The sequence below is a fragment of the Pseudomonas aestiva genome (assembly GCF_039908605.1).
Taxonomy (GTDB): domain Bacteria; phylum Pseudomonadota; class Gammaproteobacteria; order Pseudomonadales; family Pseudomonadaceae; genus Chryseomonas; species Chryseomonas aestiva.
Map to the genome: position 1 here is coordinate 2,547,568 of NZ_CP150916.1, position 19,294 is coordinate 2,566,861.

General features: G+C 65.3%; 20 protein-coding genes. 9 read left to right on the forward strand and 11 right to left on the reverse strand.

All coding sequences use genetic code 11. The features are described from left to right. Positions 1-332: 332 nt before the first annotated feature. The 3 genes from AABM56_RS11890 (at position 333) to AABM56_RS11900 (ending at position 2,546) form a co-directional block, all read left to right on the forward strand. On the forward strand, positions 333-845 hold the full coding sequence (locus AABM56_RS11890; protein WP_133860619.1) for a ferritin-like domain-containing protein: 513 nt from the start codon (positions 333-335) through the stop codon (positions 843-845). A gap of 39 nt (positions 846-884) precedes the next feature. After that, positions 885-1,784 carry a manganese catalase family protein gene (locus AABM56_RS11895; protein WP_133860620.1) on the forward strand — a complete coding sequence of 300 codons (900 nt, stop codon included), beginning with the start codon at positions 885-887 and terminating at the stop codon, positions 1,782-1,784. Positions 1,785-2,123: 339 nt separating this feature from the next. Next, positions 2,124-2,546: a hypothetical protein gene (locus tag AABM56_RS11900; protein WP_263259673.1), complete on the forward strand. Its 423-nt coding sequence runs from the start codon at positions 2,124-2,126 to the stop codon at positions 2,544-2,546. A gap of 46 nt (positions 2,547-2,592) precedes the next feature. Here AABM56_RS11900 and AABM56_RS11905 read toward each other — a convergent pair whose 3' ends face one another. Both AABM56_RS11905 and AABM56_RS11910 read right to left on the reverse strand, forming a co-directional pair. Next, complete coding sequence (locus AABM56_RS11905; protein WP_133860621.1) at positions 2,593-3,192, reverse strand: glutathione S-transferase family protein; 600 nt, start codon at positions 3,190-3,192, stop codon at positions 2,593-2,595. Position 3,193: 1 nt separating this feature from the next. Continuing rightward, positions 3,194-4,363, reverse strand: a complete 1,170-nt coding sequence (locus AABM56_RS11910; RefSeq protein WP_133860622.1) for a PLP-dependent aminotransferase family protein — start codon at positions 4,361-4,363, stop codon at positions 3,194-3,196. 80 nt (positions 4,364-4,443) lie between these two features. Here AABM56_RS11910 and AABM56_RS11915 point away from each other — a divergent pair, with 80 nt between their 5' ends. The 5 genes from AABM56_RS11915 to AABM56_RS11935 all read left to right on the forward strand — a co-directional run bounded on the left by AABM56_RS11915 (position 4,444) and on the right by AABM56_RS11935 (position 8,968). Next, entirely contained in the window at positions 4,444-4,923 is a 480-nt protein-coding gene (locus AABM56_RS11915) for a MarR family transcriptional regulator (protein ID WP_133860623.1), read from the forward strand. A gap of 88 nt (positions 4,924-5,011) precedes the next feature. Then, positions 5,012-5,617: a LysE family translocator gene (locus AABM56_RS11920; RefSeq protein WP_133860624.1), complete on the forward strand. Its 606-nt coding sequence runs from the start codon at positions 5,012-5,014 to the stop codon at positions 5,615-5,617. A 9-nt stretch (positions 5,618-5,626) separates the two neighbouring features. Beyond that, a complete protein-coding gene (locus AABM56_RS11925; protein ID WP_133860625.1) occupies positions 5,627-6,814 on the forward strand; it encodes a benzoate/H(+) symporter BenE family transporter in 1,188 nt (395 codons plus the stop codon). A gap of 55 nt (positions 6,815-6,869) precedes the next feature. Then, entirely contained in the window at positions 6,870-7,871 is a 1,002-nt protein-coding gene (locus AABM56_RS11930; RefSeq protein WP_263259671.1) for an NADP-dependent oxidoreductase, read from the forward strand. Between the two features lie 173 nt (positions 7,872-8,044). Continuing rightward, positions 8,045-8,968, forward strand: a complete 924-nt coding sequence (locus AABM56_RS11935; RefSeq protein ID WP_263259670.1) for a GGDEF domain-containing protein — start codon at positions 8,045-8,047, stop codon at positions 8,966-8,968. Between the two features lie 30 nt (positions 8,969-8,998). Here AABM56_RS11935 and rluB read toward each other — a convergent pair whose 3' ends face one another. From rluB to zwf, 4 genes are all read right to left on the reverse strand, one after another. Further along, positions 8,999-10,060 carry a 23S rRNA pseudouridine(2605) synthase RluB gene (gene rluB / locus AABM56_RS11940; protein ID WP_347883272.1) on the reverse strand — a complete coding sequence of 354 codons (1,062 nt, stop codon included), beginning with the start codon at positions 10,058-10,060 and terminating at the stop codon, positions 8,999-9,001. Positions 10,061-10,190: 130 nt separating this feature from the next. Then, positions 10,191-10,829: a bifunctional 4-hydroxy-2-oxoglutarate aldolase/2-dehydro-3-deoxy-phosphogluconate aldolase gene (locus tag AABM56_RS11945; protein ID WP_347883273.1), complete on the reverse strand. Its 639-nt coding sequence runs from the start codon at positions 10,827-10,829 to the stop codon at positions 10,191-10,193. 20 nt (positions 10,830-10,849) lie between these two features. Further along, a complete protein-coding gene (pgl, locus tag AABM56_RS11950) occupies positions 10,850-11,560 on the reverse strand; it encodes a 6-phosphogluconolactonase (RefSeq protein ID WP_263259668.1) in 711 nt (236 codons plus the stop codon). Beyond that, entirely contained in the window at positions 11,547-13,016 is a 1,470-nt protein-coding gene (gene zwf / locus AABM56_RS11955) for a glucose-6-phosphate dehydrogenase (protein WP_027602213.1), read from the reverse strand. Before zwf ends, pgl begins: the two co-directional genes overlap by 14 nt. Before the next feature lie 164 nt (positions 13,017-13,180). On the opposite strand from zwf, the gene AABM56_RS11960 reads away from it, so the two are divergent. Further along, a complete protein-coding gene (locus AABM56_RS11960) occupies positions 13,181-14,050 on the forward strand; it encodes a MurR/RpiR family transcriptional regulator (RefSeq protein WP_133860632.1) in 870 nt (289 codons plus the stop codon). A 37-nt stretch (positions 14,051-14,087) separates the two neighbouring features. Here AABM56_RS11960 and AABM56_RS11965 read toward each other — a convergent pair whose 3' ends face one another. The 5 genes from AABM56_RS11965 to AABM56_RS11985 form a co-directional block, all read right to left on the reverse strand. Beyond that, positions 14,088-15,137 (reverse strand): AI-2E family transporter, encoded by a 1,050-nt coding sequence (locus AABM56_RS11965; RefSeq protein ID WP_017640512.1) that lies wholly within the window; start codon positions 15,135-15,137, stop codon positions 14,088-14,090. A 122-nt stretch (positions 15,138-15,259) separates the two neighbouring features. Further along, positions 15,260-16,936, reverse strand: coding sequence for a methyl-accepting chemotaxis protein (locus AABM56_RS11970; protein ID WP_133860633.1), 1,677 nt, complete (start codon positions 16,934-16,936; stop codon positions 15,260-15,262). Between the two features lie 67 nt (positions 16,937-17,003). Beyond that, entirely contained in the window at positions 17,004-18,341 is a 1,338-nt protein-coding gene (locus tag AABM56_RS11975; RefSeq protein ID WP_133860634.1) for a sensor histidine kinase, read from the reverse strand. Then, on the reverse strand, positions 18,338-19,003 hold the full coding sequence (locus AABM56_RS11980; RefSeq protein WP_133860635.1) for a response regulator transcription factor: 666 nt from the start codon (positions 19,001-19,003) through the stop codon (positions 18,338-18,340). Before AABM56_RS11980 ends, AABM56_RS11975 begins: the two co-directional genes overlap by 4 nt. Beyond that, on the reverse strand, positions 19,004-19,279 hold the full coding sequence (locus AABM56_RS11985) for a PepSY domain-containing protein (protein WP_133860636.1): 276 nt from the start codon (positions 19,277-19,279) through the stop codon (positions 19,004-19,006). It lies immediately after the preceding gene. Between the last annotated feature and the right edge of the window lie 15 nt (positions 19,280-19,294).

Genomic DNA, 19,294 nt, shown 5'->3' on the forward strand with positions numbered 1-19,294 from the left:
TCCCCGAATCCTGACACAGATGCCCCGGGCTTCGGCAACTACGGAATGAACGGTTTCCCTAGGAGCGCGAACGGCAAAGATATGACTAAAGGCCCGGATTGACTGGGACAAGAGTTGTACAGCGACGGGGCCCCTGTCCAATAACCCGGCCTGTTAGACAACGCCCTGCCGCTGGGCTTGTAGAACAAAGCGCACGAGGTTTCCCCATCGATCCGAAAGGCTGTCGCGACGCGAATCTCTCGCTAAGCCAGGACCACTAATAAGCAGACAGAACGCAATCTGGCGGGGCTCTCCAACCCGTTGTTGCCCCTCTTCACGAGCAGGAGTTTTCCATGACCGCTTCCAAGCAGGACAACCTCATCGACTGGCTGCGCGATGCCCATGCCATGGAGGAACAGGCCGAGAAGATGCTCTCCGCGCAGTCCGCCCGGCTGGAGCACTACCCGCAACTGCGCCAGCGCATCGAGCAGCACATCAGGGAAACCCAGGAGCAGCGCCAGCTCATCGAAGGCTGCCTGAGTCGTCATGGCAGCAGCGCCTCGACCCTCAAGGACATAGGCGGCAAGTTGATGGCGCTGGGCCAGGCCCTTGGTGGCGCGCCCATGAGCGATGAGGTCATCAAGGGCGCCATCGCCGGCTATGTCTTCGAGAACATCGAGATTGCCACCTACACCACGCTGATCGCGGCAGCTGCGGAGATCGGCGACACCGAAACGCAGCAGGCCTGCGAACGCATCCTCGAACAGGAGAAGGCCATGGCGGCCTGGTTGCTGGAGGACCTGCCCGCCACCACCCGTGCCTTCCTCGAACGCTCCGCCGATCCCGATCTGACCGCGAAGCGCTGAACCGCCCGAGTTATACCGTGACTAGCCCCTGGAGGTTACATGTTCGTCCATAACAAGCGACTGCAATACACCGTGCGCGTGTCCGAGCCCAATCCCGGCCTGGCCAACCTGATGCTGGAGCAATTCGGCGGCCCCCAAGGCGAACTCGCCGCCGCCATGCGCTACTTCACCCAGGCGATAGCCGAGCTCGACCCGGGCCGCAAGGACATGCTGTTCGACATCGCCACCGAAGAGCTCAGCCACCTGGAAATCATCGGTTCGATGATCGCCATGCTGAACAAGGGCGCCAAGGGCGACCTGGCGGAAAAGACCCAGGACGAAGCGGACTTGTACCGCTCTCTGACCGGTGCCGGCAACGACTCCCACCTCACCCAGATTCTCTATGGTGGTGGTCCGGCCCTGACCAATTCGGCTGGTGTACCCTGGACCGCGGCCTACATCGACACCATCGGTGAACCGACCATCGACCTCAGGTCCAACATCGCCGCCGAAGCCCGGGCCAAGATCGTCTACGAGCGCCTCATCAATGTCACCGACGATGCCGGCATCAAGGACACCCTGAGCTTTTTGATGACCCGCGAGATCGCGCACCAGAAATCCTTCGAGAACGCGCTGCATTCCATTCAGCCCAACTTCCCCCAGGGCAAAGTGCCACCCCGCCCCGAATTCGCCAGCGTCTACTACAATATGTCGCAGGGCGAAGGCGACATGCGTGGACCTTGGAATCAGGGTCAGGACTGGGAGTTCGTCGAACAGCCCGGACCGGCCGTGGACGGCGGCGATGGCTTGGCCAGCGTCAAGCTGCCTCCGATGCAGGCCAAGGCGATCGAACAGCTCGCCACCCGTACGATGTCAGACCCGAACGCCGCGCCGGTGACGGGTGCCGACCTGGGCGCCGGCCTGGCCAAGCAACTCGACAAGAACCGTCTGGAAGAGTGATGCCACGGCGACGACGTCCATCGGGCGTCGTCGCCCTCCCCCGGCCTGACGACCTTTCGTCGGCCAGCCGCTTTAGCTCTCAACCTCGCCAGAACCTGGCCATTTGCCATCGGTCCTACTGCCGTCATCGTAGTAGGGAAAGCCCTGATGGAAGATTATCTCCTGGCGTTCGCCATGGTCGCTCTGACCGCCCTGTTCATAGGTCTCACTACCGTCGGTCTGGTGGAATTCACCTGATGGCGCTTTGCTGCCTTGCGCGCTGAACATTCGTCCGGCGGCGCAGTCTGCCGCTGTGCATTGATGCAACCACGTTGTACCGACGTAGTCAGGGACGCCACCATGAAACGCCACCTTTACGCCTTTGCCCTCGTTGCTGCCGCCGTCTGCAGCGCACCCGCCTTCGCCATGGATCAGAATGCCCTGCAATTCGAGCAGGCCAGCATGGTTGCCTTCAAGAGCTGCGCGAACAAGGCGGTGATCGCCGGAACGCGCATTGGCGACACCGCCCGCTTTTCTGATACCGACACCTGCGTCGTCCAGGCGCTGTCGCAGATCGAGCCGGCCTATCAGCGAGCCCTCACCTCCCTGCAGAACAATGGCACCGCCCGACGCTGTCTGCAGACCTACTACAGCAACTGGCTGACGCTGATGAAATCCCTGCCTGAGCTGCAATCCAAGCCGCCATCCTCGGTGCTGCTGACCGCCAATGGTGGCGAGCGTCGCCTCAACCAGTACTGGCAATTCGTGGTCAGCGCCCGCTGATCACGCGCTGGAATCCCATGGGGAGCCCGGCTCCCCTGTTCGCCTTTCAGCCGATGGCGACGTGCCCCGGCTGCTCTGCCACGCGCGCCAGCCAGGCCTGGATCGCCGGATAGTCGTCCAGTCGGAAGCCGCCCTCATGGGCAACGTGGGTATAGGCATAGAGCGCGATGTCGGCGATCGAGTACTGCTCCCCGACCAGGAAGGGCGTGCGTTGCAGCTGCTGCTCCATCACCCGCAACGCCTTGTAGCCGCGTACCTGGCAGACCTCGTACTCCTCCAGGCGCTCCGCCGGCAGCCCCTGGTAGAGCCGGATGAAACGCGCCACCGCCACATAGGGCTCGTGGCTGTATTGCTCGAAGAATTGCCACTGCAGCACCTGGGTCCGCAGGCGCGGCTCGCTGGGCAAAAAGCGCGTGCCGTCCGCGAGGAAGTTGAGGATGGCGTTGGACTCCCACAGGCAGGTGCCGTCTTCCAGCTCCAACACCGGAATCTTGCCGTTGGGATTCTTCGCCAGGAAGGCGTCGCCCTGGGTCTCGCCGGCGAGGATATTGACCTCGTGCCAGCGATACTCCACGCCGAGCAGGTGCAGCATCAGTACCACCTTGTAGCAGTTGCCGGAACGACGATCGCCATAGACCTGATACATCTCACAGCTCCTTGTTGTAGGGGGTGGCTTCGCGGATCACGCTGGCCAGGCGGGCGAGGCCGGTGTCCAGCCGCTCGGGCAGCACGTGGCTGAAATTGAGCCGCAGCAGACCGCGGTGACGCTCCGGCTCGGCGAAGAACGGCTCGCCCGGCATGAAGGCGACATCCTGCGCCAGGGCGGCGTCCAGCAGCGTACGGGTATCCAGGGGCGTTTTCAGCCGCAACCAGAAGAACAGACCGCCCTGCGGAATCTGCCAATCGGCGATATCGCCGAAATGTCGTGTCAGCGCCAGGGCGAAGCCATCGCGGCGTTCACGGTAGAAGGTCCGCACCTCCTCCAGGTGCTGGGCGTAGCGCTCGCTGCCCAGCCATTGCTGTACCTGCCACTGGCTCATGCGACAGGTATGCAGATCGGCGGCCTGCTTGAGCGCCCGTAGGGGCTTGAGTAGATCGGGCGAGGCGATCAGATAGCCCACGCGCAGACCGGGCAGCAGTGTCTTCGACAGGCTGCCGGTGTGGATCCAGGCGCTGCGTCGGAGCTGGGCGCAGAGCGGTCGCGCCGGCGCGCCGTCATAGCTGAGCTCCCGGTAGGGCTCGTCCTCGACCAGGGTCACAGCGTACTCGTCCAGCAGGGCCGCCACCCCCGCTCGGTTGGCCGCGGAATAGCGCACGCCGGAAGGATTCTGGAAGGTCGGGATCAGATAGGCGAAGGCCGGACGCCGCCGTTCCAGCTGCAGACGCAAGGCAGCCAGATCCAGCCCCTCCGGGGCCAGACTGACTTCAAGGCAATCCGCGCCAAAGAACTGGAAGCTCTGCAGCGCCGCGAGATAGGTGGGGCCTTCCACCAGCACCGGCGTGCCTACGTCGAGATAGAGTTTGGCGATCAAGTCCAGGGCCTGCTGCGAACCCGTGGTCACCAGCACCTGGTCCGCCGTGCAGTCCAGACCGTAGCCGCGCGCCTGAGCGGCGATGGCTTCGCGCAGGGCCGGCTCGCCCTCGCTCATGCCGTACTGACCCAGGCCGGCCGGCATCCGGTTCCAGTCCACCGCCGGCAGACAGCGCTCGGCGGGCAGGCCGCCGGCGAAGGACATCACCTCCGGACGCTGCGCAGCCGCCAGGATGTCGCGGATCAGGCTGCTCTTGAGTCGGCTTACCCGTTCGGAAAATGCCATCTGCCCTCCTGTGGCCCGTGGCCGGCCAATGAGTCAAACTACTTGACCGACCCTAATGCACTCCGGAAAGACAAGTCAATATGCTTGACCTAAATCAGACCACCCAGCAGCGCCTGGTCATGGAGACCTTCTTCTTCGGCTATCAGGCGTTCACCGCCAAGGCCGACGACATGCTGGCGCGGCGCGGCCTGAGCCGGGTCCACCAGCGCATCCTGTTCTTCATCGCTCGCGAACCGGGACTGAGCAACAGGGCCCTGCTGGACGTGCTCAACGTCAGCAAGCAGGCGCTGAACATTCCGCTGCGGCAGTTGCTGGAGATGCAACTGGTGGCCATGGCGACGGACGCGACGGACAAGCGCAAGCGACGGCTGTCGCTGACCCGCGGCGGCGCCGCGCTGGAGCAGACCCTGAGACGCGAGCAGATGCGTCTGGTGCAGGCTGCCCTGGCCACGGTCGGAGCGGACGCCGCCGAAGGCTGGCTGGCCTTCAACCAGGCGCTGGCCGGTCGCCATGAGGCCGAAGGTAGCCAGGACAGTTCGCTACCCTCGGTCGACTCCTGAAAACTGTACCGCTGGTTCGCGGCCTCGGTGTACGGATACCCGCCAGGGACGCCTGGCTAAGCTGGCGCAAAGCCCAGGGATGCCCCTCATGACCGTCGAACTGCTCACCGCCTTCATGCTCTTCGCTTTCGTCTCCTCCGCCACGCCCGGCCCCAACAACATGATGCTGCTGGCGTCAGGGGTCAATTTCGGCTTTCGGCGGACCCTGCCGCACATGTTCGGCATCAGCCTGGGCCACATGCTGCTGGTCATCTGCACCGGTCTCGGCCTGGGTCAGCTGTTCGTGCTCTATCCACCGCTGCAGATCGCCTTGCGGGTGATCGGCGGCGGCTATCTGCTGTATCTGGCCTGGAAACTGGCCACCGCCGCTGCCCCGACGCCGCGGGAGTCGGGCAGCGGCAAGCCCTTCGGCTTCTTCCAGGCAGCGGCCTTCCAGTGGGTGAACCCCAAGGCCTGGGTGATGGCCATCGGTGCGGTCACCGCCTATATTCCGGCCGAGAACTTCACCGCCAATCTGCTGCTGGTCGCCCTGCTCTTCGCCCTGATCAACCTGCCCAGCGTCAGCCTCTGGACGCTGTTCGGCATGGGCCTGCGCCGTCTGCTCAGCAGTCCGGCACGCCTGCGGCTGTTCAACTGGAGCATGGCGCTGCTGCTGGTGCTGTCCCTCTACCCCATCCTGTTCGGCCATCACTGAGGTTTTTCGATGCACGCGGCTCCACAACGCGTTACCCCGCTGGCCGATACCTCCCCCGCCGCCGTGGTCGCCGGCTTCGTCGCCATGCTGGTGGGCTACACCAGCTCCCTGGTGCTGATGTTCCAGGCGGGCCAGAATGCCGGCCTCAGCACCGGGCAGATCTCCTCATGGATCTGGGCGCTGTCCATCGGCATGGCCCTGACCACCATCGGCCTGTCGCTTAAATACCGCACTCCCATCGTCATCGCCTGGTCGACCCCCGGCGCTGCGCTGCTGGTCACCAGCCTGCCGTCGGTACCCTACAGCGACGCCATCGGCGCCTTTGTCATCTGCGCCGTACTGCTCGCACTCTGCGGTCTCACCGGCAGCGTTGACCGTCTGCTGCGCCGGGTACCGCCAGCACTCGCCGCCGCCCTGCTGGCCGGCATCCTCTTCCGCATCGGTATCGAGATCTGCGCCGCGGCCCAGCACCAGACCGCACTGGTCCTAGGCATGGCCGTGGCCTATCTGGTGGCCAAGCGGCTGTGGCCGCGCTACTGCGTGCTGGTCGCCCTGGTAGTCGGCCTGCTGCTGGCCGCCGGGCTGGGGTTGCTGGACTTCCACAGTCTGCGGCTGGAGTTGGCGGTGCCGGTGTGGACCACCCCGACCTTTTCCCTGGCGGCCACCATCGGCATCGCCATCCCGCTGTTCGTGGTGGCCATGGCCTCGCAGAACATGCCGGGTATCGCCGTGCTGCGTACTGATGGCTATGCGGTTCCGGCTTCGCCGCTGATCGCCACCACCGGCCTCGCCTCGCTGCTGCTGGCGCCCTTCGGCTCCCATGGCATCAACCTGGCGGCCATCAGCGCGGCGATCTGCACCGGCCCCCAGGCCCATGAAGATGCCAGCAAACGCTATACAGCGGCGATCTGGTGCGGACTCTTCTACGGTATCGCCGGGCTGTTCGGCGCCACCCTGGCGGCGCTGTTCGCCTCCCTGCCGAGCGAGCTGGTGATCTCGGTGGCTGCCCTGGCGCTGCTCGGCTCCATCATGAATGGCCTGCACGGCGCCCTGGCCGACCCTGGCCAGCGCGAGCCGGCGCTCATCACCTTCCTGGTCACCGCCTCGGGCCTGACCCTGGCCGGGATCGGCTCGGCCTTCTGGGGCCTGGTCGCCGGCCTTTTGGCCAGTTTGCTACTCACCGCACGCCGCGGTTAGAACCCGCGCCCCTCCTGACGGGTCGGAACTGGATCCTTCACGTCAGGAGAACACCATGTCCCGTACCAATCGCCAGTTCCTGCTCGCCAAGCGCCCGTCCGGCGAACCCACCGCCGACACCTTCGAGCGTGTCGAGCAGCCGATCGGCGAACCCGGCGCCGGTCAGGTGCTGATCAAGAATCTCTATCTCTCCCTCGACCCGGCCATGCGCGGCTGGATGAACGAGGGCAAGTCCTATATCAAGCCCATCGGCCTCGGCGAAGTCATTCGTGCCCTGGGCGTGGGCGAGGTAGTGGCCTCCAACCACCCGGAATTCAAGGTCGGCGACACGATCAACGGCATGCTCGGCATCCAGGATTACTACCTGGGCGAGCCCCAGGGCTTCTACAAGGTGGACCCCAGCAAGGCCAGCCTGCCCCAGTATCTCTCGGTACTCGGCATGACCGGTCTGACCGCCTACTTCGGCCTGCTGGAAGTCGGCGAGCCCAAGGCCGGCCAGACCATCGTGGTTTCCGGCGCTGCCGGCGCGGTCGGCAGCATGGTCGGCCAGATCGGCAAGCTCAAGGCCTGCCATGTCGTGGGTATCGCCGGTGGCGCGGAAAAATGCCGCTATCTGATCGAGGAACTGGGTTTCGACGCCGCCATCGACTACAAGGCCGAACCTGACCTCGCGGCCGCCCTGCACCGCGAATGCCCCAACGGTATCGACGTCTACTTCGACAACGTCGGCGGCCCGACCCTGGACGCGGTGCTGGCGCAGATCAATTTCCGTGCACGGGTAGTGCTCTGCGGCGCCATCAGCCAGTACAACAGCGACAAGGTGCAGGGTCCGCAGAACTACCTGGCCTTGCTCAGCAATCGCGCGCGCATGGAAGGCTTCATCGTGCTGGACCACGCCGCGCGCTATGCCGAAGCCCAGCAGCAGCTGGCGATCTGGCTGGCTGACGGCCAGCTCAAATCCCGCGAGCACGTGGTGGACGGCCTGGATATTTTCCCCGAGACCCTGATGAAGCTGTTCTCCGGCGAGAACTTCGGCAAGCTGGTGCTCAAGGTATAGGTCGCGCGTCGGAAAGTCGTCACCAGCGGGCCGCAATGGCGGCCCGCCCGGGCTTCAGGCGTCAAGTTACAGACGGCCAATCGCCACCATCAAGCTAAGTTATTGATTTTATTGCCACTATAAGACTGGCACGCTTCTCGCTGTAGGGGGACTATCCGCCAAGGAGAACAGGCATGGTCCCGCCCTCGTCCAACACCATCAATCTCGATCGCGCTCGCCAGCAGCGCAACGCCAACGTGGCTGCCCCCGCCCGCGACAGCGATCCGGCGGTGCTGGGCGCCCTGCGCCAGCGCCTGCTGGGCGTCCTGCAGACATCGCTGGATCTCGAACGGGTCCTGCAACTCTTCCGGCAGGAGGTGGATACGCTGGTGGACCTGCCCGGCCTCACCTACCGCAATGCCGCGGAGGACGTGGCCATCGACCTGGGTGAAGAACAGGGCCATCAGGTGCACTATCACCTGAGCCAAGGGGATCTGCGCCTGGGTGATCTGACCTTCTATCGTCAGGAGCGCTTCCAGGACAGCGAACTCGGCGCGCTGGAATACCTCCTTGGCAGCCTGCTGTTTCCCCTGCGCAATGCCCTGCTCTATCGCGAAGCCCAGAACAATGCCCTGCGCGATGCCCTGACCGGTGTCGGCAATCGCAGCGCCCTGGATCGTGCCCTGGTGCGTGAGCTGGAACTGGCCCGACGGACCCAGCAGCCGCTGTCGCTGCTGATGCTGGACCTGGACCACTTCAAGCGCATCAACGACCGCTTCGGCCATAGCGTCGGTGACGACGTGCTGCGCCAGACTGCCCGCACCCTTGGCAACAGCCTGAGAAGCATGGACATGGTCTTTCGCTTTGGCGGCGAGGAATTCTGTGTGCTGCTGTCGGCCACCGGCCATGAAGCGGCGCATATCGTGGCGGAACGCCTGAGAGCGGCGGTGGAGGCCCAGTCGGAGACGGCCGGCGCCATCCCGTTGCCAGTCACCCTGAGCCTGGGTCTGGCGACCCTGCGCGACGTCGAGTCACCGCGTTGTCTGCTGCTGCGCGCGGATCGGGCCCTCTATCAGGCCAAGGCCGAAGGCCGCAATCGATTCTGCAGCCTGGCCTGAGGGTCGCCTGGGGCCAGGCGACCGCTCTGCTTAGCGGCGACCGCCCTTGCCGGTACCGCCACCGCTCGGCCCGCGACGCGGCGCAATGCCCGGCGAGGTACGGCCCTTGCTGACCGGCTTGCGGCCCATTTCGCTGGGACGCTCGGCCACGGCCGACCCCTGGGGCTTGCTGGCCTTGCCCGTCTTGTTGAGCTTGTTGCGCGGACCCCGACCGGCATCGATCGGCCGCGCGGTCTTGCGCTGCTGACGCTCGAGCTTTTCCTTGGTCTTGCCGCCCATGGCCGGCAGCGCCACCGGCGGCAGGCCGACTTCACCCGCGAGGATGTCGATCTCCCCCTGGGTCATCTCGCGCCAACGGCCGACCGGCAGATCGCTGGTCATGAACACCGGACCGAAACGTACGCGCTTCAGACGACTCACCACCAGTCCCTGGGATTCCCACAGCCGACGGACTTCGCGGTTGCGACCTTCCATCACCACGCAATGGAACCAGTGGTTGAAGCCATCACCTTCCGGCGCCTGCTGGACGTCGGTGAAGCGCGCCGGGCCGTCTTCGAGGATCACCCCGTTCTTCAGGCGCAGCAGCATCTCTTCGGTCACCTCGCCCCGGACCCGTACCGCGTACTCGCGATCCATCTGGTAGGACGGGTGCATCAGCCGGTTGGCCAGTTCGCCATCGGTGGTGAACAGCAGTAGGCCGGTGGTGTTGATGTCCAGGCGACCGACATTGATCCAGCGGCCCTGCTTGGGCTTGGGCAGGCGGTCGAAGACGGTGGGCCGACCTTCGGGATCGTCACGGGTGCAGATCTCGCCTTCGGGCTTGTTGTAGATCAGCACGCGCCGCACCACTTCCTCGGCCTGGTCGCGCTTGAGCAGACGGCCGTCTACCGCGATGGCGTCCTTGGGCATGACCCTCAGACCCAGGGGCGCGACCACGCCGTTGACCTTGATACGGCCTTCGCCGATCCAGGCTTCGACGTCACGCCGCGAGCCGACGCCCAGGCGCGACAGCACCTTCTGCAGCTTTTCGCCCGCCGGCGCGGGGACGGTTTCATCGAGGGATTCGTTTGGGGGATTCTTGTCGAGGGTCATCAGGCACCTCCCGGTGTAGTGGACGACAAAGGCGCCGCGGAACGGGCGCCAGGAAAAAGACAGGGGCGCATGATAGCGCCCCTGCTCGCGCCAGCCTAGCTCGCCTGGCGGGTGACGGATGGCCGCAGGCTTAGTCCAGCGTGGCCAGGGCTTCGCGGCAGAGCTGCTCGACGCGCGTCCAGTCCTTGGCCTTCACCACGTCGCCGGGCAGCATCCAGCTGCCGCCAACGCACAGCAGGTTGGGCTGCTGGAAATAGTTCTTAACATTGCCCGGATTGACGCCACCGGTGGGGCAGAACTTGAGTTCGGCGAAGGGACCGGCAAACGCCTTGAGCGCATCCACGCCGCCATAGACGTTGGCAGGGAACAGCTTGAAGCGTCGATAACCCAGGCGGTAGGCCTGCATGATCTCCGAAGGCGTGGCGATGCCCGGCAGCAGCGGGATCGGCGCCGATACCCCGGCCTGGAGAATTTCCTCGGTGGTGCCCGGAGTGACGATGAACTGGGCGCCCGCCTCGACCGCAGCGTCGAACATCCGCACGTCAAGCACGGTGCCCACGCCAACATCCAGCTCGGGACGTTCATGCCGCAGCAGGCGCACCGCGTCCAGCCCGTAGGCCGATCTCAGGGTAATTTCCAGGGCGGTGAGCCCCGCCGCGGCCATGGCGTCGGCGAAGGGCAACACGTCGGCGGGATCGTTGATCACGATCACCGGCAGGATCCGCGCGCGGGCGCACAGGGCATCTAGGGTCGCGATCTTGTTCTGCATGTCCAAAACTCAACTCCTCGTCAGGGGCACCAATAGACGACCAGGGGTTCGCGCAGGAACGCCTTGATCGGAGTGGCCAGCTCGTCGCCCTCGGCCAGAGCGGTTTCCAGCACCTGTCGCTTGCCCGCACCCTGGATGGCGAGGATCTGCTGCCGCGCGCGACTCAGGTAGGCGCGGCTCAGGGTGATGCGGGTCTGGGGCGCGGACGGTGCCACGCCGGGAAAACTCAGGCGCTCGCTGGCCGGATCCAGGGCCTCTTCCAGGCCGGGACTGCCGGGGAACAGCGAGGCGGTATGGGCGTCGTCGCCCATGCCCAGCACCAGTACATCGGGGGTTGCCAGGGTGTCGCGCAGCCGGGCCTCGGTCTGGGCCATGCCCTCTTCCGTGGCAGCGGCCGGGCTATAGAGATCGACGAAACCTGCGGCGGCAGCGGGTCCCTGGAACAGGTGCTGGCGCAACAGACCGGCATTGCTGTCCGGATGGTCACCGGGTACCCAGCGCTCGTCCGCCAGGGTGACCAGCACCCTGGACCAATCCAGCTCGGCCTGTGCCAGGCGCTCCAGGAAGGGCACCGGACTGCGGCCACCGGAAACGATCAGCAGCGCCTCGCCGCGGGCCGCCAAAGCCTCGCGCAGCGCCGCCGTGACCGTTTCGGCCAGCGCCGTGGCGTGGGCCTCGCGGTCGGGCAATTCGCGCAGGGTCACACCCTGCCCCAGATCAGACGTCGCCATACCAGGATCTCCCGTCTCGTGCGATCAGTGCGATGGAGGTCAGCGGACCCCAGCTGCCGGCGGCATAGGACTTGGGCGAGTCGCCCATTTTCGACCAGCCATCCATCAGCTGATCGCACCACTTCCAGGCCGCTTCGATCTCGTCCTTGCGAACGAACAGCGACTGATTGCCCTGCATGACTTCCAGCAGCAGTCGCTCGTAGGCATCCGGGGTGCGCAGGTGCTTGAAGGTCTCGGAGAAATTGAGCTGCAGCGGACCGCTGCGCAGCTGCATGCCCTTGCGCAGGCCCTGGTCCTTGCTCATCACCTGCAGCGAAATGCCTTCGTCCGGCTGGATGCGGATGATCAGGCGGTTGCTGATCAGGCTTCGCTGCTCGGGGGCGAAGATGTAGTGCGGTGGTTCCTTGAAGTGGATGACGATCTGCGACAGCTTCTGCGGCATGCGCTTGCCGGTACGCAGATAGAAAGGCACGCCCGACCAGCGCCAGTTGCGGATGTCCGCGCGGATGGCGACAAAGGTCTCGGTGCGGCTTTCGGTGTTGGAATTGGGTTCTTCCAGATAACCCGGCACCGGCTTGCCGTCGCTATAGCCGGAGGTGTACTGACCCAGGACCACGCGGCTGGCGAGCTGGTCGGCGGTAATGGGCTCCAGAGCCTTGAGCACCTTGACCTTCTCGTCACGGATGCTGTCGGCCGACAGATCCGCCGGCGGGTCCATGGCGGTCAGGCAGAGCAGCTGCAGCAGATGGTTCTGCACCATGTCGCGCAACTGGCCGGCCTGGTCGAAATAGCCCCAGCGACCTTCGATCCCGACCTTCTCGGCCACGGTGATTTCCACGTGGGAAATGTAGTTCTGGTTCCACTGGGTCTCGAACAGGCTGTTGGCGAATCTCAGGGCGATGAGGTTCTGTACGGTCTCCTTGCCCAGGTAATGGTCGATGCGGTAGACGCGGTCTTCGGGGAAGAAGCGCGCCACGGCGTCGTTGACCACCTTGGAGGATTCCAGGTCATAGCCGATGGGCTTTTCCATCACCACCCGGGTGCGCTCGCACAGGCCGACGGCGGCGAGGTTCTCGCAGATGGCACTGTAGACCAGTGCCGGGGTGGCGAAATAGGCGATCAGTGGCGAGGTCTCACCCACATCCTCGGCAAGTCCCGTATAGTCTTCGCGATTGCGAAAATCGATGGCGCGATAGCCCAGGCGACCGCGCATCCGGGTCCATACCGCTTCGTCCCAATCGGCCTTGGGCACATAGTGGCGCAGGCGCTCCTCGATGTGCTCCAGCTGCTTGACCCCATCGCCCTGGTCACGCGCCAGCGCCATGATGCGGGTATCCTCGTGCAGCAGACCTTCGCGATCCAGCTGATACAGGGCAGGGAAAAGTTTGCGCAGGGCCAGGTCGCCCAACGCGCCGAAGATTGCCAGGGTACAGGGTAGAACTCGGACGCCAGCCATAAATATTCGTTCTTTTACTTAAAGTTTGAGATATTCCAGCACCATCATAGGGGAGCTGGGGCGATTCGCGTAGTCTTTATATTAAAAAATACGGCGCAGGGATAAGCCCAGCCCATACCTTTTATAGCCTTAGGATAGAGGCACAACAACCACTAGGAGTTCTCATGGATCGTGCCAGCACCCTGCTGCAAACCATCCAGAACCGCATCGGCGAACTCAACCGCGCGGAACGCAAGGTCGCCGAGGTCATCCTGCAGAATCCCCGGCAGGCCACGCGCTACACCATCGCGGCCCTGGCCCAGGCGGCCCAGGTCAGTGAGCCCACCGTCAATCGCTTCTGCCGTTCCCTGGGCGTGAGCGGCTACCCGGAGATGAAGATCCAGCTGGCACAGAGCATTGCCAGCGGCGCGGTCTATGTCAGCCAGGCGGTGGAAGCCAACGACGAATCCGAAGCCTACGCGGAAAAGATCTTCAGCAGCACCATCGCCTCGCTGGACAGCGCCCGCCAGCGACTGGACGCCCGCACGGTGGATCGCGCAGTGGACCTGATGATCCAGGCGCGGCAGATCCATTTCTTCGGCCTGGGCGCCTCGGCCCCCGTGGCCCTGGACGCCCAGCACAAGTTCTTCCGCTTCAACATGGCGGTGTCGGCGCATTCGGACGTGCTGATGCAGCGGATGCTCGCCTCCATCGCCAGGACCGGTGATCTCTTCGTGATCATCTCCTACACCGGCCGCACCCGCGAACTGGTGGACGTGGCCAAGCTGGCCCGCGACAACGGCGCCTCGGTGCTCGGCCTCACGGCCAGCAACACCCCGCTGGCCAAGGTCTGCACCCACAGCCTGGACATCCCGCTGCCGGAAGACACTGACATCTACATGCCCATGACCTCGCGGATCATCCAGCTCACCGTGCTGGACATCCTGGCTACCGGGGTCACGCTCAAGCGCGGCGTGGATTTCCAGCCGCACCTGCGCAAGGTCAAGGAAAGCCTGGTCGCCACCCGCTATCCCTCTGAACCCGACCAGGGTTGACGCCTTGGGCTCCGGTATCCCCGGAGCCCCTACGTCTCTAGATGTCGTCGCGATGGCTGAACAGATCCCAGGTCGACATGAACAGCGCGGCGATCAGCGGGCCGATCACGAAGCCATTCAGGCCGAACAGCGACATGCCGCCAATGGTGGAGATCAGTACCACGTAGTCGGGCATCTTGGTGTCCTTGCCGACCAGGATGGGGCGCAGCAAGTTGTCCACCAGGCCGATCACCACCACGGCGAAGACGATCAGGATGACCCCTTTGATCACCGAACCGGTGGCCAGGAAGTAGATGGCCACCGGTACCCAGATCAGCGCCGAGCCGACCGCGGGCAGCAGCGACAGGAAGGCCATCAGGGTGCCCCAGAGCACCGCGCCCTGGACACCCAGCACGCCGAGGATGAAGCCGCCGAGGGCACCCTGCACCACGGCGACGATGATATTGCCCTTGACCGTGGCACGCACCACGGCGGTGAACTTGGCCATCAGGCTGCGCTTGTGCATGTCGCTCAGCGGAATGGCCTTGCGGATCAGCGCCACCAGCTGCGAACCATCGCGCAGCAGGAAGAACAGCAGATAGAGCATCACGCCGAAGCCGATCAGGAACTGGAAGGTGCCCTGACCGAAGCTGAAGGCCTGGGTAGCGACGAACTGGCTGCCCTGCATGGCTCCTTCGGAGAGCTTCTGGCGAATGCCATCCAGGTCACCGGCACCGAAGCGCTCCAGCACGCCACGCACCGAACCCGGCAAGGCGCCCCAGATCTGCTGATAGTACTGGCCGAAGTTGAGCTGACCGCTGCTGACCTGCTGGTACAGCAGCGAGCCTTCCTGCACCAGGGAAATGGCGATGAACACCACCGGCAGGATGACGATGAGCAGGATCACGAACAGGGTGCAGAGCGCCCCGAGGTTGCGTCTGTTGTTGAAGCGCCGGACGAACCAGCGCTGTAGCGGGGCGAACAGGATGGCGAGGATGGCGCCCCAGAACACCGCTCCCAGGAAGGGCGTGAGGATCCAGACGAAGGCCAGCGAGACCACCACCAGCAGGATCAGGAACGTCTTATTTTCCAGCCGAGCACTTTTCATTGGCTTTCGCGATTCCAAACAAGGATGACAGGCCTTGCTTAGAGCCTCGGAAGCCGTGGGGTTCCCATAAGCACCCCAACTTGGCCCGAAGAGGCGCGCCGGCGTGGCCGGCGCGCCCGGGATCATACGCGAAACTGACGAACCAGGCCGTCCAGGCGCTCGCCCAGGCCGACCATGCCGGCGGTGTTGCGCGCGCTTTGCTGGGCGCCCTGGGCCATGCTGTCGACGGCACTGGCGATGGTGTGGACGCTGCGATTGACCTCCTCGGCCACCGCCGTCTGCTCCTCGGCGGCACTGGCGATCTGGCTGTTCATGGCGTTGATGGTGGCGATCAGCTCGCTGATCGCGGCCAGGGCGGTACCGGCCTGCTCGGCCTGGGCCGTGGTGGCCTCGCCCATGCCGCCCGAGCGTTCCATGGCCCCGACCGCGCGGCCGGTGGCCTGCTGCAGGCGATCGATCATGCCCTGGATTTCCTGGGTGCTCTGCTGGGTCCGGCTGGCCAGGGCGCGTACCTCGTCGGCGACCACGGCAAACCCGCGACCGGCCTCGCCCGCCCGGGCCGCTTCGATGGCGGCATTGAGCGCCAGCAGATTGGTCTGCTCGGCAATGGCGCGAATCACGTCGAGCACGCCGACGATGGCGCCCACGTCTTGCTTGAGGCCATCCAGGGACACGCTGCTCTGGCGTACCTCCTCGACCAGTTCGTGAATGCGCGCCACGCTGGTGGCAACCGTCTCGCGGGCCAGCCGACCTTTCTCCTCGGTCTGACGGGTGGCTTCGGAGGCCTGCAGGGCACTGCTCGCCACCTCCTGGGCCGCCGCGGACATCTGGTTGATGGCGGTGGCCACCTGGTCGGTTTCGCTGCGCTGGCGCTGCATGTCGCGATCGGTGCGCTGGGCCTGCTGGGCGACGTCGTCAAGCAAACCGGTGAACTGGTGGGTGATGTCGACGACCTGGGCGATGGTGCCCTGGATGCGATCGACGAAGCGATTGAAGGCGGCGGCGAGCTCACCGATCTCGTCGCGCCCGTTGACCGGCAGGCGGCGGGTCAGATCGCCCTCCCCGGCCGCGATGTCGTCGAGATTCTCCCGGATCTGCGCCAGGGGTCTGAGGGTGCGGGTGGCAAACAGCTGCGCGGCGATGCCGATCACCACCAGCAGCACGCCGGCCACGCCGAAGATCAGCCAGAGCTGGTCCTGGGTGCGTTTGGCGACCTGCTGGGCCACGGCCGCGACCTCGGCCTCCACGCCATCCAGATTCACCGCCGAGCCGATCACCAGATCCCATTTGGGCAGGTAGTCGGTGTAGGCGAGTTTGGGCACCAGCACGTCCTTGTTGCCGGGCAGCGAAGAGCTGTAACGACTGAAATGCGAGCCATCCTTGCCGACCCGGACCAGTTCCTGGTTGAGGTAGAGGCCACTGGGATCGCGATTGTCCTTGAAGCTCTTGCCGATACCGGCCGGATCGTTGCCCTTGAACAGGCGGACCACGTTGGAATCGTAGCCGAAGATGTAGCCCTCCTTGCCGTAGCTGATGGCCGACAGCAGGCCGATGGCCTCCTTGCGCGCCTCGGAATCGCCCGCAGCGGCCTTGTCGTACAGCGGCTTGACCACGGTCATGGCCGCTTCCACGGTGTTCTGCAGGGCGTTGCGACTCTGGACCATCAGCCGCTCGCGAGCGTCGGCGACGTCCCTGGCGGCCTGCTCGTGCAAAACCCAATAGGACAGTCCACCCAGCACCAGCGTGAACAGGCAGACGGGCAGGACTGCCAGTAAGGTGACTTTGAATTTGAGGCTCACGAGGTTCTCCTTGGTCGCAAGAGCTTGGGCGGTTATCGGCGCCCTGCCCGATAACTTGACCAGGGAGTCACTTGAGTGACGGGATACGCGCTGGCGCCGGCAGCCGGATGACCACTGCCAGCCCACCCAGCCCGGAGGTCTCGAGAACGAGGGTTCCGCCGCAGCTGTCGACGATGTCCTTGGCGATGCCCAGCCCCAGGCCGTGACCGCTGACCGCTTCATCCAGCCGGGCACCCCGATCGAGGATCGTCTCGCGCTGGGCTTCCGGCACACCGGGCCCGTCGTCCTCGACCTGGATCAGATAGCCCTCTGCACCCTGCGCCACCTCAAGCCGGACCTGCTGATCCGCCCATTTGCCGGCGTTGTCCAGCAGGGTGCCGAACAGTTCCAGCAGGTCTTCCCGGTCCCAGGGCAGCCGCAGCCCCGCGGGCAGCCGACACTCGAACTGCAGGTGCTCGCCATGCAGCCGATTGAGCAGCGTGCAGAGCTCGCGAAGCTCGGCGCCGTCCAGGTGCGCGCCCGGCAGGGCCTCGCCGGCCAGCCGGGCACGGCGCAATTCCCGCTCCAGGCGCTGGCGGATACGGCCCAGTTGTTCGCGCAACACCTCGCGCTGTTCGGGCAAAGCCTGCAATTCGGGACGCTCGGCCAGGCTGGTCAGCACCGCCAGCGGGGTCTTGAGCGCATGACCCAGATTGCCGATGCCATGCCGCGCGCGCTTGAGGCCGTCTTCGGTGTGGCGCAGCAGGGCATTCATTTCTCCCACCAGCGGCTCGAGTTCAGCCGGCACGCTGGCGTCCAGCGTCGAACGGCGTCCCTGATGCAGCTGCGCGATCTGCTCGCGCACCTGCTCCAGCGGGCGCAGCGCCCGGCGCACGATCAGCCGTTGCAGCAGCAGGACCAGCAGCAGGGTCGCCAGCCCCAGCAAGCCACCGAACGCGAGGATGCGCGTCAGGTTGCCCAGCAGGGGGTTGTAGTCGTCGGCGACCGTTACCTGCACTGCCTGGCCGTAGCGCTGGTAATCGGCGCGATAGGCGAGCAGTCGCTGGCCACTGGGGCCGTCCGCAAGGCTCTCGCTCAGGCCGGGGCCAGGTGGCGCTTCCAGTTGTGCGTCCCACAGCGAGCGCGAGCGCCAGCGAATGTTCAGCGCCGGGATCTCGATAAGGAAATAGCGGCCGGACAGCGGGCGGGTATAGAGACTGCCCAGCCGGCCCTCATCCAGTTGCAGGCCATGGGGACCGCGCACCAGGGCGGCGAGCAGGTTCTCCGTCTCGCCGCGCAGACCGGTTTCCAGATAACGGCGCAAGGCATGGTCCACCAGCCAGGCGCCCCCCAGCACCAGCACCAGACCGGCCACCAGCAGGATGGCCACCAGCCCGACCCTGAGCCGGGCCTGGATGGATTTCAATCGACACCGCCCAGGCGATAGCCCTGGCCGCGCCGCGTCTCGATGACCGCACGCCCCAGCTTACGCCGCAGATGATTGACGTGGACCTCGATGACATTGGAGTCGCGCTCGCTCTCGCCGTCGTAGAGATGGTCGTTGAGCCGCGTCTTCGACAGGATCTGCCCGGGATGCAGCAGGAAGCAGCGCAGCAGGCGAAACTCCGCCGCGCTCAGGGCGATGGTTTCACTGCCACGTACTACGCATTGGCGCGCCTCGTCGAGCGCGAGTCCGGCAGCCTGCAGCAACGGCTGGTTGGCCACGCCGCGCACCCGCCGCAGCAAGGCGGCGATACGCAGGCCCAATTCTTCGGGGTGGAAGGGTTTGGTGAGGTAATCGTCGGCTCCGGCCTTGAGGCCGTCGATGCGCTCCGCCCAGCTGTCGCGGGCGGTCAGGATCAGTACCGGAGTCGCCAGCGCCTTTGCACGCCATTCCCCGAGCACCTCCAGCCCGGGCCGGCCAGGCAGACCCAGGTCGAGCACGATGAGGTCATAGGGTTCCTGGGCGCCCTGCCAGGCGGCATCGCGGCCATCGGCCAGCCAGTCGATGGCGTAGCCCTGCCGCGTGAGGAACGCCGTGATCTCGTCGGCCAGGGCCACATCGTCTTCCACCAGCAACAGGCGCATCTAGTCGTCCACCTCATCCTTCATGATGGCGCCATCCATCGCGCCGATTTCCAGTTCGCGGACGACATCGCCGACAAGGATCTCGATCTCGTAGCGATACTGGCCGTCCTCCTCTTCCAGTTCGGCTTCCAGCAGCCGCGCCTGGGGATAGCGTTCGTTGACTCGCTGCAGCAGGCTTTCCAGCGGTCGGATCACGCCTTCCTTGCGCAGCTTGAGCGCCTCGTCCTGATCCAGGTCACGGGCCTGGATCAGGGGCGAGAGGCTGCCGAGCAGCACCAGCCCGGCGAGCCC